Genomic DNA, 14,298 nt, shown 5'->3' with positions numbered 1-14,298 from the left:
TGTTTGGTTTATTGTCTGAGATATTTTGCATTCTGTATGATCTGTACCACAAATACCTTGTCCCTGCTGATGTAACCGGCAAAGGGGTTTAGTGAAGCGATCACGCCACGTTCTTTTGCCCAGTACATGGCTTTCCATGCCCCATATGCCAGACCGTCAAGGATCTGCAGCTGCTGGGTTACTTTGCGGAGCAGTTCATCGCGGGAGTTATAATCGGCAAGCACATTTTTACCCTCTTTCAATACATAGCCGGAAACATCACTCACGAGGGCGAGTGCCCTGGTTTTCATTTCTCCGGATATGTTATTGGCGAAGACCAGCAGGTAGGGGTCAGCCCTTGCCATGGCAAGCGCCTGGTTGATGTAGCCGGTCATGTCGGCGATAATCACGGCCATGTTCTTCACTTCGAGCCCGTTTTTAAGTGCGGAATTCACATTGGACAGCGCCTGATAGATCATCGTTTGTGCCAGCACGACAGAACCAACGTTTGTATTGAGGTCATTGATGTTGTTATTGATTTTGCCCAGATACTCCGAGTGGGCAGATTCCGCCGAACTGCGGACTGCACCATTTTCGGTTACTGCGATGAGGTGCTGGTAATCGATGACATACTGCTGCGCCATGATCCTGGCTGAAAAACAAATACAACAGGATAAGAAAAGGTGTTTTTTCATTTTTTAAAGTATTTGGCGTTTTGAATAATGTCACCGGCAATACCCTTATCGGCATTGATGAAATTCTGAAAGGGATTGGCTGCTCTGAGCAAAGCGGAGAGGCTGGAATATTGTATCATGCTCAGCATGTTCCCGGACAGATCCTGAATACTGCTCAGTTCGGATATCACATAATCGAAAAGCAGTTTTCTATCGGAAGCTTTCATCTGGTTAACGTCACCGATGGAAAGGCTTAGTCCGGCCACATAGCTGATCAGTCTCCTGGCCTTATCGGCGAACTGCAGGGCTGACTGGTATCCGATTGCGACCAGGGCCGGGTTTTTCTGAACAAGCTGAATAATCTGTTCCTGGTTGCTGATGATCCGGCTTACCATTGGTGAGGCATAAATGCCGATATCGGCGATATTGATCGCCGTGCCCAGTGTGTTGTATCGCTGCTGAAGCGTTCGGTATGTTGCTTTCAGTTTCGAAAGCAGGGTCAGGTTAGCCTCTTCGTTTGCTGAGGTAAGCGCCTGCCGGTTCCGGGCTTTTACCTGGAGCTTATTTTCAGAAATAGATTCATCCACAAGCTGATGTATGCCGACAATATCCAGTGTGTTCTGCTGGGCGAATGTAAACCCCGTTATACATGCGAACCCCAATGTTAACATCATCTTCTTCATTGCTTCAGGTATTTGGCATTGGTTAACACATCATTGGCAATCCGGACATCGTTATTCTGCCATTCTGCCCAAGGATTAAGTGAATGAAAGATTCCGTTCATCCGCGCCCAGTACATAGAGCGGCTCATTCCATAGGCGATCCCGCGAAGTATGCGCATTTCCTGGGCGATATGGTTCAGCAGCTTGCCGCGCTCGCCGGAATCCATCAGGTTATTATTGCCTCCCTTGAGTACGAATGCACTTACATCTGCTGCAAGCGTAACCGCCCTTGTTTGAAAATCCCGGGCGCCCTGTTCTGCAAACAGCAATAAAACCGGGTTTGAGCGGGCAAGCTGGATGGAGCTCTCGACATCTTTTACGATATCGCTCCCGCAATCCGCTATTTCCCGGATGGTCGTGAGGTTACTAATTACGGATGCAACCTGGCTCAGGCCGTTGTAGATCTTGTTTTGCAGGTTATTGACGATAACCAGCTGCCCGCTGACGGCAAGCTGACCTTTCTGGATCAGGTTGAGCCTGTCGTTAGTGGTATTGAGCTGGCTGTTGATGATCCCTGCGTTCACGGCAATTGCAGCGGTTGTAGCCGGATCGACGACAATTTCCTGTGCCGCGCAGCGTATAACGGTGAGGCACAGCAGTAAGATGAGTAGGTTTTTCATAAAGATTTGTTTTCGTTAACGTTTCGGATAAAATGGGGCAGGGACAACCCGCTCTGGTTGAAATCAGCAACAAATGCGTCCAGGCCTTCCCGATAAGAGCCGTACTTTCCGGTGTATCGTTCAACGGCAGATTTTTCCGGCTTTTCGGTTGTGTAGGTAAGATATTGCTCCAACGATACTTCTACGCCGTACACTTCACCTGCAGCGCCCCTGCGGATATAAACTTCTTTAAACCGCCCGCGCCCTTCGGTATTGTCAAGCTGATTTATGGTAAAGATCTTCCGGCGCTCGGTTTCATTGATCGATAACAGTGCAGCGATTTCGTTATAATTATCTTTGAACTTCGTTTGATCCAGGAGGCATATCGTGTCTGAATTGTTAATGATACTGTCTTTGACAACCGCATTACCGATAATGTCTCCCAGCTCCTGCGTAACAACAATGGCCTCTCCCCAGAACTTTCTGACTGTTTTGTAGAGATACAACAGATAACCCGCCATGAGCGGACTCGCTATTGCTTTCCATGCTTCTTCGACCACCAATGCTTTGCGCCTGTCTGACCGGTACCGCATCTTTTGGATGAAGACATCCATAATGATGAGCGTGACTATGGGGAACAAAGTCTTATTCTCCTTGATCGAGTCAATTTCAAATACAATAAAGCGTTCAGTAAACAGGGATTTATCAGCCTCCTTATTCAGGATGGGTGCAAATTCACCACCTTTATAGAATTTTTTAAGGACATACCGGAACTCGTCGAAATCGAACACGATCTTTTCCTCGGTTTTGATCTCCGGGATTTTTTTCAGGGCGAATTCATAAAAGGTGTTAAAGTTTAACTCACCGTTTTCAGCAAAGAACCTGCTGTAATAAGCGGAGATCACATTGGCTATCACATCCCTTTCTACCGGGCTGAAAGATCCTTCGGCTCCTTTCCAGGCAACACCAATTAGTGTACATAAAAAGTCCTTTTTTTCGATGTTGTATTCTTCTTCCGTGATACGGAAGGGGTTCATCGTGATCGGTGATTTGTCCGAGTAGGTAATGTATTTGCCGTTGTAATAGGAGCAGAGCCCGGAGTAGGAGTGACCAGTATCCACAATCACCATATCCATGTTGAAGAGCATGTATTGCTCAATGAGGGCGTTCATGAAAAAACTCTTGCCGGAACCACTCGGCCCGAGCACAAACTTATTGCGGTTATTGATCCTGCCGGTTCGCATCGGGAGATCCGCCGGGTCCATTCCGACCGGTATTCCCTGCCGGTCTGTAAACCTGATCAGGAAATCAGAAGGTTCATCTTTAGGCAGCGATTCTTTGAAAAAGAAGCAGCCTGCCGCGTCGCAGGTGGTCAGGAACCAGTCGTAAGGTTTGAGTTCAACCGTATTTCCCGGCAGAACGCTCCGGAATAGTTCAAGCTGGTTATAGGCGTTTTTGCTTGGAATGATACCCAGCTGAAACAGGGAGCTTTCAATGTAGTTAGCCGCTTTTTGTATGGTGCTGTCCGGAGCTGCCACCAGGATATTGAAATGGCAGTTGACCAGCAGCTGGTTCTCCCTGGCTACGTCGTTTAAAAGCTGATCTATGTCCTCCACGCACAGCTGATTGGCCGGGTCGGGAATACCGGAATGCCTTTTCTTTTTCTGCTCCAGCTTGCGTAACGTCACGGACTGGTTGGGAATCTCTATGACCTGGTTATAAATAATAACATCGCAGGCAGGCACCTTAAAAAGAAAGGAGAGGAAATCCACCGGAAAACCGCGGATGCTTTCCTTATCGTTCAGCTCAATATGCGTACTTACTTCAGGCGGCAGATCGATGCTGTCAATATTAACGAGGCTGATACAGCGCATGGTTTTATCCCCGGCACTGATCCCGGTATCTGTCGGCGACAGGTTATTCAGACTGATATGCCCGGTTCGGAAGTTCATGCTGAGCATCTGCAGGACCAGCCGGTTGATGCTGCTTTCTTTCAATACGTCGGGCGACGGAAGAATTTCGAGTATCTTACCGACTGCCTGCCGGAAATCGCGGAGCGCTTTAGCGTCATAAACGAAAAAAGTACCTTTTTTTACCTGTCGCGTGATGGTAAACCAGGTGGCGACCTGAAGGCATTCCCTGCCTGTGAAATGCGCGTTGTATTTCTGCTGCAGGTATTCACCTGCGGGTTTCCCCCGCCAGGCGGAACGGCTGATGATGTCCTGTTTCTGGATAATATATCCGTCGCCCAGAACTTTGACGATATTGAGCAGGAGGTGGTGAAATTCGTCGTAGCCTGCGGGATATGCGGAGTAGCGGACGACAGGGTTTTCAATGCGGATGATAACAGAACATTCACCGTTTTTCCCGATGAGCAGATCGTATTCACCGCTTTTGTCCACGCCCGCATAGGGAATGTTAAACAGAGTTTTTACGGCCATAGTGATTAATGATATTAATGCCGGTACTGCGGCTTTTGGCGTGGAGACCGCCCTTCTGCTTTCCGGCTGTGAACAGCAGGCCGCCGACAATGCAGCCGATGAGCACCAATGCGCCCAGCCACATATTGATCAGGGACATGGTCAATGCGCCGAGGACAAGCCCGGTCAGCAGGAAACCTAAACCCCAGTAAATGAATTTTCCTTTGAAACCTTTGAAAATAAGGGGCTTCTGCAGCCCCTTATAAACAGCATACTTCCTGGCCATTTTACAAGCCGAAAAAGGCTTTGATCACCAAAGCGGAAACCACGAGAAAGACACAACTGCCTCCCCATCCCATAAGTTCCTTGTTGATATCCTGATCACCACTATTCCATTTGGAATAGACGCGGATCGCACCAACGATACCGACAATGCCGCCGATTACGAGCGTGATGTTGGTAACCGGTGCGACGTAGGTCTTCAGGGTCGAAGTAGCAGTGTTCAGGCCGTTAACGCCGCTCTGGGCAAAGGCCGGTACAGACAGGGCCAGCAGGATCGCTGAAACCCACAATTGTTTTGTTTTGTTAAACATTAAATCTGGAAATGATAATGAAGGCGGAGATCTTTTAAAGGCAGCCGGAGAGGAAGCCGTGGTATAATAAACAAGCGTTCAGATCACGAACAACGCCATTACAAGTAAACCCGATAGGATAGCCGGCAGCTTTGCTGCAAACGGCAAAACATTAATTGAGAAATGGAGACGGGGATCTTTTATAGCTATCAGGGTGATAGCTTTAAGTCAGTCAGAAGGCGTTCAGATCCCGAACAACGCCCTCAGGAATGTGCCAGCGAGGAGCATAAAAAAAGCGGCATAAAACCATGCCGCTACGTCCGAATCAATCCGGTCTTTTCCCATCTGCCAGTTTTGGTAGATCTTTGCCGCACCGATCAAACCCAGGAGAGTTGCAATGACCAGCGACAGGTCGAACACCGAAAAAAAGTCCGCCGCAAGGTCACTGCGTGCCCGCTGCATTTCCTCGATTCCCGGTTGTGCGGATGCGCTCCATGCAAGTATGCAGCCGCAGAAGGTGAGTACTGTTTTCATATTTAATAGCTTACGGGACGGATATATTCTACAGCCTCTTCCCGGGCGAGGTTAAATAATTGTTTCAGGCTCACACCCCCGGAAGAGAGTACCGAAGAATCGTAGATCTGAGGTTCTGTGTCCGGGATTTCCCTGACGGGTTCCGAATGCTCCTCGAATGACAGTTCATGGGATTTTTCATCTTCCGGCAGCTTGCTGCTCCGGAGAAAGTCCCAGCAGATAACCGTCCCGTAATAGGCAAAATAAACGGCGCTCAGCCAGAGCGCAAATCTGATCCAGTTCATAATTCTGTGTTTTGAATAAATTGTTTAATAGTTGTTTTTAGTTCCGGGCAGGTATCGAAGAGGTGTTTGACAGCGAAAGAGACAAGCCGCGTTACATCGATGCCGGTGGCCATTTTAAGTTGATTCATCGTCCTGACCGTTTTTGCGTCAAATCGTGCATGTACCATGCTTTTGTTACCGGCAGTGTCGTAGGCGAGAATCGCTGTGATGATTGCTGCTTCCTCTTTTTCCTTGGGCTTTAACTTTTTGGAGGGTTTTTCAGCAGAAGCTTTTTGTTCGTTTACTGCTGGTTTAACCAGCTGTTCCCTCAGCTGATCGGCCAGTGATTTCATGTTTTCCATATAAATGATCGGTATATATCTGTTCAAGAACAGGGGTGATGACGGGGGACAGGCTGACAGGGGTATAAAAAGTATTCACGCGCTGAAAGTCCACGCGGTCGGGCAGAACAGGGGTAATCTTCCCGAACTTCGAGAGCTGTTCATTGACCTCAACCATGATTTCATACCTTGCGTTGGATTTGATCCTGTTCGGAACAAATACCATCATGATTTTTGGATTGATCCTTTTCATGACCACTGTAAAAAGCACGGTTGACTGAAAAGTAAACTCATCATAAGCGAAAGGGCAGATAACCAGGTCAGCCGATGTAAATACCGGGATCAGACCATCATCATCCAGTTTTCCGGGAAGGTCGATCAGGATGACATCCTTTGCACTTTTACACAGGAGATCACGGAGATATGGGTAACTTTCAAGATTCGCCGGCACCACATCATACGGTTCGGCATTTTCTAAGATTTTGGCTTTCTGGAATTTCTGTGCAATAGACTGCTGGTAGTCCATGTCGATCACGGTAACCGGGCAATTCTTTTCCTGCGTCAGAAAATTAGCCAGCACCAGGGCGAAGGTGCTTTTTCCTGCACCGCCCTTCTGGTTTCCTATTATTATAATCATATAGCGTGTTGTTTTTTATCTGGTATTGGTGCGGGCCTTCCGCTGCCGTTTGCGGCGCATGCCGTGTATCTGCTGATCGTCGACATCATCCGCAATACTTATTGATTGTATATGTACCGAAGGCTCCGGAACAAAATCGTCCGCCCGTTCTTCTGCAGAACTGCCGGTGCGAAAGACATCAGGTGCCGTATTCAGCAGATCTTTCAGCGGAAGCACCTCACTGCCCTTAAATACCTGTTTGGTATCGTGGTCGATAATGGAGTAACCGTATGGCTTCTTGCCTTCAGCGGAATGAAACAGCAGATCGATGCGGAACCGTTCTTTCATCAGATCAGCCAGCGCCGGAGCATTTTTGTGCTGTCTGAGCAGGCTTGCAATGGCTGCGGCCCTTTGTTTGTCTGGCACATGCCGGCTGATCTGTTCCCTGATTTTATCGTCATCAGGATCAATCCCTGGGTAATTCATGGATTCGAGGATCATAAAGAACTGCGCCCTTGTGCTGAACCTGTACTGCATAGCCACGTCATATCCCAATACCCTGCTGATACTTTTCTGTGCCCTTACATACTCAAAAGCACTGCTGATTTTTTTTCCATCCCTGTCAACACGGGTACTTACCATATGAACGTGGTTGTTTCCGGTGTCTTTATGGTAAACAATCAGATAGGGCTGATCACCGTAACCCATTTCTTTCAACCAGCTTTCAGCAATTTGGGTTAAGGCGGTCTTATCATATATTTTTCCTTTGGCTGAAATGACCGCATGAAACTGCGGAAGCTTCACATTTTTATTGAGGGCTGAAAGCGCCGACAGATAGTTGATATAATCACGGGGCTTCAGATGTCCGAATGCCTGTAAAGGGCCGAAGTTGGCTGTTTTCATCAGTTCACCCTTGTTACGGTCAATTTTACGCGTGTTGTAGCTTACTCCGCCGAACGTGGCTATGGGGTCGAATATTTTAACGATCATACAGCAACAGTTTCGGGTATCAGCCTGATAACACGATGCCCGGCCTGTACCGCTCCAGTGAGGCTATGGTGTCATGTATAGCGCCGCCATGACTGAAAAGCGCGATCCTTTCCAGTTCAAACTCCCTTGATTTTTCCATGACAATAGAATGATAACCGAACGTGATTACGATACCATCCGGTTGCAGGCTTAAAAATCAGCTGCCCGTTTCGCCATTTCCCGTTTAATTCTATCCCGTGCTACCTGTATCAAATCAATGGGTTTGTGTTTCTGGTGATAGCAGCCCTCGTTTTTTTCAATGCCGATAAAGGACCGGTTTTCAATGATGGCCGCAACGAGGAACGTGCCGCTGCCACAGGCGTTGTCCAAAACAATATCACCGGGTTTGGTAAATGTTCTAATGAGATATTGCCCTAACTCCACCGGCTTTTGTGTGGGATGAACGGGTGACTCATCTTCATTTTCGGCGGTTTTACAATAAAACCAGTCGTCTGCAGGATCTTCTTCAATAAATAGAACATCATACGGATAGCGATGCCCTTTTACATTCAGCCCGTTGGAGGGCTTGTATTTTCCATAACAACCCGTAGACTGATCTTTGCGCCAACCTTTATTATAAGGCTCCCCAGGCATCATTTGAGGCTGGTAATCTGGTTGGTTTTTATAAAAAATGCAGATATCCTCGTGCTTTCTTAAAGGTTGTTTCTTTGCGTTTAAAAAATTTGTGGAACGCGACTTAATCCAGACGATTTTGTATTTAAACAGGATGAGGTTACTCATGATCAATTTAGCGGTGAAAATTGCGGAGCCGGTTAAGGCAATCACACCTTTAGGCTTAATAAGCCGCTCATATGCAAGCCACAGCTCCTTAAAATCAATGATCTTATCCCATTCATTAACAGTTGTGCCGTAGGGCAGGTCACACAAGATCAAATCAATGGATTGGTCGGGAAGATATTGCATGATTTCCAGGCAATCCCCCTGAGTTACCTGATTTAGGTAGGGTTCTAAACTTTGCATTCAAATAATTAAGAGTTTTAAGAGCGTATAACCTGACGAGACAGCATTGAATAGCCGGAGGCCTGCTAATCTGTATAGCCGGTTATCAATGGAACAGGATATCACTGTACCGCAGTATCGAAAGAAAGGAGGCATATCAGCATATCGCTATACCAACAATACCGTATAACTCAGTAACTGTATAATAAATACTGAACTTTAGATCATTATATCCGGATATCAATGGAACAGGATATTACTGTACCGCGGTATCGGCAGTAAGGACGCATAACGGCCTATCCCTGTATCAAAAGAACCGATGGGCAGTAACGGTATAACTACAGAACATTACATCATTATAGCTTAATATCGATGGAGCAGGCTATCCCTGTACCGCAGTATCGGCAGAAAGGAAACATAACGGCATATTTCTGTACCAGCAGAACCGACTGATATTGTAACCGTATAACTAAGAACTTTTATACCATTATATCCTGAAAGGTTACTTACCCATCATCTGAATAATTTTACGGAGGGATGTTTCCAGTAATCGCTGAATGGAGATATAGTCAATCAGCAACGCATTAAACTGAACAGCTACCTGGAGCGGCAGCGCCCCTGCAAGCTTCATCGTATTGGCGTGTTTAGCCAGCTGATTAATATTATTCCCTGCACGCCCCATTTCAGCGCCGATCTTGTCAAGGGTACTGATCAGGTCAGCGGAGTTGAGCACAACCTTGTCAGCATCGTTCAAAACCCGCATGCGCACCAGTTCGGTTTTACTGATGCCCAGTTCCTTTTCAAGAGCCAGCAGCATGTTGTATTCTTCCTGGGTAAATCTTGTGTCCAGTTTTTTAACCCGTTTGCCGTCTTTCAGTTTTGGCCTTCCATTAAGCTTTTTAAATTCGGCCATAAAGAAAAACGAGTTGCGAAGTTTTGACCGGAACCCCGTAGGGCAAGATACTTTTTGTCCGACAAAAAGACATCTTGCCTTTACGGAATCAAAGTTGATTCCGGTATTTAAAACTGGTCTTCAGACAGATAAGTTCCTGCGGTTTCGTTCAAAAGGATCGTTTGCCGGAGGTGGCCTGAGCATGGCGACAAGCTTGTCGTTATAGTCATTGAATTTCTCGTAGGCGGATGATTTATCCGCGGCATAAGGAAGCGATTGTGTGAATTGCTTTGTGGCCTGAAACCCGGAATTGTCACGATCCAGGTAGAGATCAATAAAAGTGAACTGCTTAGCCCTGCTGATACCTTCATTCAGTAAAGACAGTGTATTCAGAATAATAATGCTGTAATCACTCTTCGGATTGTCTTTTAACCAGCTGAGGTAATTGATAAAACCTTCGAATACAGCTGCCCGTTTGGGGTCGCCATGGATAAAGCTGATCGCCTTTTGTCCGAGGCATCCTTTAAAATACTTGTTGCGGACCTCCCAGCTGCCGGACTCGTTTTTCCATCCGGCAGCGAAAAACTGTTTCTTTTCACCTTTCTCGTTTTTTACATGATAGTAGACTTCGCTCAGGTGACTTTTAGCTAAATCGAATATGCCGCGTCCCTGCAGGTAGCCGGTGATCGCCGGATGTGTGCCCAGCGCCTTAACCTGCTCGATGACATAATTTCGGGCTTTAACCGGTAGCCTTGCCCGGTATTCCTTACGGATGGGGGAGATATTACAGGCGGTCTGAATTTTCTCGACCACCTCATTAAAATTGAGGGTGGGCCAATAAGCTATGCCGAAGTCGATGATATTTCCGCCTTTGCCGTTACCGTGGTCGTACCATGCACCGATTCTGTCATCCACGCTGAAGGAGGGATCGTTATCACCATCCCGCAGCATACTCCGGTACATATGTTCCTTGCCGTATTTTTTTACAGGTTCATAGCCAAGCCGGCTCAGCAGTTCAACTATCGACGCCTGTTCCTTTAGTTGTGTTGAATTTAAGAGCTGCGTCATAATGTATGTTTTTTGTAATTAATGTTTCAGAACCCCAGGCCTTCAGGCCGGGTAATGGTACCGGCAGCGGGTAACGAACCCGGATAATTCGGTTCTGCCGGTATATTTTTCGGGACTACTCACGTCGGCATCTACATGCCGGGCTCTCGCCTGCCAATGCGCTTTCGGTATATTGATATCATCTCACCTTCGCAGAATTTTCCGCTCCCCGCGGAATAATGCTTTGTCCCCGTATGTCAAAGAGCGTGAGGAAGCCTTTAAAAGTTTCCCTTTGTTCTGCACCTGGCAGAATTGAATGTTGTTGGTGATGCGGGCAATGCGAATATTAATTCGGCATATGCCTGGCAGATTTCAGAAAGTCGGATCTTAGGCTGAGCGTTCGGTTTTAAAGCCGGAATGATTTGCTCAATCTGCTGATCTGCTGATGTCTGTCATCGTCAACGGGATCAAAAGTGAGGGTATCCGTGACGGGGAAATGAGGAGCTTTTCGGTACTACCGATAAATAAATTTTGAATTAGTCAGGCCGCTGAAGGGCATATCAACGGGTATTCAGACGCCGGAATGCGTCTGAATCGCGAAAAGAAAGACTATAAATAATAGCGGGTAAAAATGGTTGAAACAGTCAGGAATTGCCGCGGTCGATTTTTTTAAGAATTGCATCTTTCATTTGGTCTATGAATTTGGTGAAGCTTAAGCGTTTTCGTCGTTCGATTTCATTAAAGCGGCGCTGAATAATACCAATAGATACATGGAGGCTGCTTTCCAGCCACCGGACAATTTGGTTGAGGCTTGCGTTTCCATTATTAAGCTGTCCGGTAAGCCAGATACCGTAAGCCAGTTCTACCATATTTACGGAATCGCCGGTCCATTTGAGTTCAAATGTCTGGTTGTTGGTTTTTGACTGCTGTAATTCGGGATGTGTGATCTGGGCGATTTGTTCAAGAATATAGTATTGTATATGTTCATATGCGATGAACTTTGCAAAAAGGAAGGTCATCGGCGTAGAGAACTCAGTACCGGATTCCGAAAGGTCGGCAACCGGTACCAAAAGAGGTCTTGCATCGGACAGGAAATAGATCCGGTCAAGATCAGAAAGCCCGGATTTGAAGTACTGGTAATGAAAATTGTTCATCCGAAAAAAGCTTTTACGTGCCTTAAGTTCGTCCTCGTAGTATTTGAGTTTACTTTCATTTGTACCGATGGGGACATTCCTGTGAATGTGGTATTTCATGACCTCTTCCAGTTTACAGGCAAGCAGTTCCGGTTTAAATTGCTTAAAGAAGTGTACTTCTTCCTTTTCATCGGCAAACAGCAGATTTTCGCCAAGGTTGTTTACAGCTGCTTCGGCCTCATCGGTTATTTTGAGGGCCTGTATGAGCCTGCTGAGCCCTAGCTCAGAGTGGCTCAGTTCATACAAGCTGTCATTTAGATCTGATTTTATCTTTTCAAGGTGCTGATTCATAATGATTTTATTAAATTTAAAACAATACAATCCCATGAGGCCTGAGTAGCGCCTGTATTGCGGATCGGTTAATAAGTAGCCGTTTATTCAGATGTTCAGGTATCTCCGGGCAAGCCTGGAGCCTTCAGATATAACAGAAAATACATTACAGACCTTCGGCATGAGGGCTGAAACAAAGTAGCTGAGAATTACTTCAGCCATGAGGGTGTTATAGGAAATAGCTTGATGCCTGATATTGTACAGGCAGAAAATAAAGACAGCGATCACGTTCACAGTCCCCATCCATTCATACCATAAATGAGACCTGCTGATGGCTAAAGCCAGCGCTTTGGCCCGTCCCAGGCAGTTCATTTGGTTTTGCAGATGTATCTGTAAGGTGCCGGCCCGATCTGTTACATCCGTAAAGGATCGTATCGTGCGGAAAAGCGCGTTTTCCGCGGACGCAGATAATTCACTCAGCGCTGCTTGCTGATAGGCAAATTCCGGCGATGATCTGAACGCGAGTAAAGTAATCAGGACTAAATAAGTGGTATTGATTAAACCGACAGCGGGATCAAAATACCATAAAGCGGCTACTGTCATCGAAATGATACAACCCTCAGACATCAATACTGCGAAAAAGGCAGACAGCGCATTCTGTATCTTCTGGATATCAGCAACCCCTTTTTTAATAGTATCCTCATTAAATCCTGCAGAAAGAACTTTCCTGATAAATGAGCCTGTAAAACGGTCTCTGACCGCGCCGTTGAGCATGATCAGGATATGCTGCCTGACATGACTGAGCAGGCTCTTAAAAAGCATCATGAAAAGCAGCAATAAAACGACAGCGATAACGATGCTGTTCTTTTTATCGGCAAGCGAATCGTTAATTCCCCGCTGCAGCATCCAGGAAAGAGCAATCCCGAGAATTGTAGAGCATGTACTCAGAAACGGAATGCTGATCAGCAATGCTTTCCGGAACGCTTTGATTTTTAATAGGATGAGCCAGGGATGGTGCTTTATGCCGCAAAGATTTAACTTAACCAGATCAAAGTAAAGGGCTGCAAAACCAGGCCAGATTTCGACCAAATCCTTTTCCGAAATAAAACGCATCTGTGTAGCAGGATCGCCTATCAGGTATCTGTAACTGCCGCTTCTCATTTCCGCGCCAAAGCATACTACAAAGTGATTTGCACCGGTATGATTGATGGTATGCAGAATGCATGGCGTTTTAGCCGCCCGCAGAAAAGTGAGATCCATTGTTACACAACGGGACGCAAACTGCAGATCTCTGGCGATATTACGAAGTTCCAAAAGTGATAAGCCGTTTTCGGAAACCGGATAATCCAGGATCAGTTTATCGGCATCAATATAGCGCCCCGCATAGTTCAGGAGCATGCCCAGACATGCAATGCCGCAGTCATAAGGACCGGTCTGGCTGACAAAAGTGTTGTAAATAGCACGTGAATTTTTCATAAGCGTTAGTTAAAAAGGAAGATAGAACCAGGAACAACCACTTTTTAGCCCGTGGCGGGAAACATGATTAAAGTGAAGAATGTGACAGCGGCGATCCAGACCAGTAAGCCCGGAACATAGGAGAGGACGACCAGTCTTAAAGATTGGTCATAGTTAAGCTGAGAAATTCTCGAAATACCTAAAGCCAGCAGAAACCAATAGGCGATCTCAAATACATTGAAGGATTGCAGGGCATAAAACCAGTCGGCAGGGACATCGCTGAACAGGCTCAGGGCTGAGAAAACATAATACTTGTGCCAGTCCAACAAACTTGCATGTTCAAACGTATAATAGAAGCAGGATATCTTTATTGCGGCGGGGATGAGGAATACAAATTCCGCAATGACGGTGATTTTCAGAACGTTCCGAAAGGAAACCTCCTCGTTTTGCAAGTAAAGGGCGGTGTGAATGATTAGGGTGATCACACAGAGTTTCATAAGCAGGTAAACAGCCGATGAAACATATACCCACTTTTGTAATGCCTGATAAATGCTGAGATCCTGTTCGGGAATACCGGATAGGGGATTACCGTTATTTTCATAAAATTCAACGGTAAGGATATAGTGATCAGTAAGATAGATCAGCAGAAAGGTAAGCAGTAGCAGCAATGCGAAGCTTAGGATACCATGTTTAAACAATAATTTCATGTCCGTGGATTTTTAAGTAAAATTC

At 46.3% G+C, this 14,298-nt stretch carries 17 protein-coding genes; all 17 read right to left on the bottom strand.

The window, feature by feature from the left end; genetic code table 11:
• Positions 1 to 8 precede the first annotated feature (8 nt).
• The 17 genes from BLR84_RS06480 to BLR84_RS06400 all read right to left on the bottom strand — a co-directional run bounded on the left by BLR84_RS06480 (position 9) and on the right by BLR84_RS06400 (position 14,273).
• Positions 9 to 674, bottom strand: coding sequence for a hypothetical protein (locus BLR84_RS06480; protein WP_090466198.1), 666 nt, complete (start codon positions 672 to 674; stop codon positions 9 to 11).
• Positions 671 to 1,336 carry a hypothetical protein gene (locus tag BLR84_RS06475; RefSeq protein ID WP_090466196.1) on the bottom strand — a complete coding sequence of 222 codons (666 nt, stop codon included), beginning with the start codon at positions 1,334 to 1,336 and terminating at the stop codon, positions 671 to 673. The genes BLR84_RS06480 and BLR84_RS06475 overlap by 4 nt, the downstream gene beginning before the upstream one ends.
• Complete coding sequence (locus BLR84_RS06470) at positions 1,333 to 1,995, bottom strand: hypothetical protein (protein WP_090466194.1); 663 nt, start codon at positions 1,993 to 1,995, stop codon at positions 1,333 to 1,335. The genes BLR84_RS06475 and BLR84_RS06470 overlap by 4 nt, the downstream gene beginning before the upstream one ends.
• Complete coding sequence (locus tag BLR84_RS06465) at positions 1,992 to 4,415, bottom strand: TraG family conjugative transposon ATPase (RefSeq protein WP_090466192.1); 2,424 nt, start codon at positions 4,413 to 4,415, stop codon at positions 1,992 to 1,994. Before BLR84_RS06465 ends, BLR84_RS06470 begins: the two co-directional genes overlap by 4 nt.
• A complete protein-coding gene (locus BLR84_RS06460) occupies positions 4,393 to 4,680 on the bottom strand; it encodes a plasmid transfer protein (RefSeq protein ID WP_090466190.1) in 288 nt (95 codons plus the stop codon). The genes BLR84_RS06465 and BLR84_RS06460 overlap by 23 nt, the downstream gene beginning before the upstream one ends.
• Before the next feature lies 1 nt (position 4,681).
• A complete protein-coding gene (locus BLR84_RS06455; RefSeq protein ID WP_090466188.1) occupies positions 4,682 to 4,987 on the bottom strand; it encodes a DUF4134 domain-containing protein in 306 nt (101 codons plus the stop codon).
• A gap of 222 nt (positions 4,988 to 5,209) precedes the next feature.
• The gene (locus tag BLR84_RS06450) at positions 5,210 to 5,500 is read right to left on the bottom strand and encodes a DUF4134 family protein (protein ID WP_090466186.1); all 291 of its coding nucleotides are present in this window, start codon (positions 5,498 to 5,500) and stop codon (positions 5,210 to 5,212) included.
• Between the two features lie 2 nt (positions 5,501 to 5,502).
• Complete coding sequence (locus BLR84_RS06445; RefSeq protein WP_090466184.1) at positions 5,503 to 5,784, bottom strand: hypothetical protein; 282 nt, start codon at positions 5,782 to 5,784, stop codon at positions 5,503 to 5,505.
• A complete protein-coding gene (locus BLR84_RS06440; RefSeq protein WP_090466182.1) occupies positions 5,781 to 6,116 on the bottom strand; it encodes a hypothetical protein in 336 nt (111 codons plus the stop codon). The genes BLR84_RS06445 and BLR84_RS06440 overlap by 4 nt, the downstream gene beginning before the upstream one ends.
• Complete coding sequence (locus BLR84_RS06435; RefSeq protein WP_090466181.1) at positions 6,076 to 6,741, bottom strand: ParA family protein; 666 nt, start codon at positions 6,739 to 6,741, stop codon at positions 6,076 to 6,078. Before BLR84_RS06435 ends, BLR84_RS06440 begins: the two co-directional genes overlap by 41 nt.
• Positions 6,742 to 6,756: 15 nt before the next feature.
• Positions 6,757 to 7,710 carry a relaxase/mobilization nuclease domain-containing protein gene (locus BLR84_RS06430; RefSeq protein ID WP_090466179.1) on the bottom strand — a complete coding sequence of 318 codons (954 nt, stop codon included), beginning with the start codon at positions 7,708 to 7,710 and terminating at the stop codon, positions 6,757 to 6,759.
• A gap of 189 nt (positions 7,711 to 7,899) precedes the next feature.
• Entirely contained in the window at positions 7,900 to 8,730 is an 831-nt protein-coding gene (locus tag BLR84_RS06425; protein ID WP_090466178.1) for a DNA-methyltransferase, read from the bottom strand.
• Between the two features lie 481 nt (positions 8,731 to 9,211).
• A complete protein-coding gene (gene mobC, locus BLR84_RS06420; RefSeq protein ID WP_090466176.1) occupies positions 9,212 to 9,622 on the bottom strand; it encodes a plasmid mobilization protein in 411 nt (136 codons plus the stop codon).
• Positions 9,623 to 9,742: 120 nt separating this feature from the next.
• On the bottom strand, positions 9,743 to 10,669 hold the full coding sequence (locus BLR84_RS06415; protein WP_090466174.1) for a CHC2 zinc finger domain-containing protein: 927 nt from the start codon (positions 10,667 to 10,669) through the stop codon (positions 9,743 to 9,745).
• A gap of 623 nt (positions 10,670 to 11,292) precedes the next feature.
• On the bottom strand, positions 11,293 to 12,132 hold the full coding sequence (locus tag BLR84_RS06410) for an RteC domain-containing protein (RefSeq protein ID WP_176851977.1): 840 nt from the start codon (positions 12,130 to 12,132) through the stop codon (positions 11,293 to 11,295).
• An 87-nt stretch (positions 12,133 to 12,219) separates the two neighbouring features.
• Complete coding sequence (locus BLR84_RS06405; protein WP_090466170.1) at positions 12,220 to 13,587, bottom strand: cysteine peptidase family C39 domain-containing protein; 1,368 nt, start codon at positions 13,585 to 13,587, stop codon at positions 12,220 to 12,222.
• A gap of 44 nt (positions 13,588 to 13,631) precedes the next feature.
• Positions 13,632 to 14,273 (bottom strand): hypothetical protein, encoded by a 642-nt coding sequence (locus BLR84_RS06400; RefSeq protein WP_090466169.1) that lies wholly within the window; start codon positions 14,271 to 14,273, stop codon positions 13,632 to 13,634.
• Between the last annotated feature and the right edge of the window lie 25 nt (positions 14,274 to 14,298).

The sequence above is a fragment of the Mucilaginibacter sp. OK268 genome (assembly GCF_900103125.1).
Taxonomy (GTDB): Bacteria; Bacteroidota; Bacteroidia; order Sphingobacteriales; family Sphingobacteriaceae; genus Mucilaginibacter.
The sequence above is the reverse complement of the archived record's forward strand: the minus strand, read 5'-3'. Positions and strand labels throughout refer to the sequence as shown.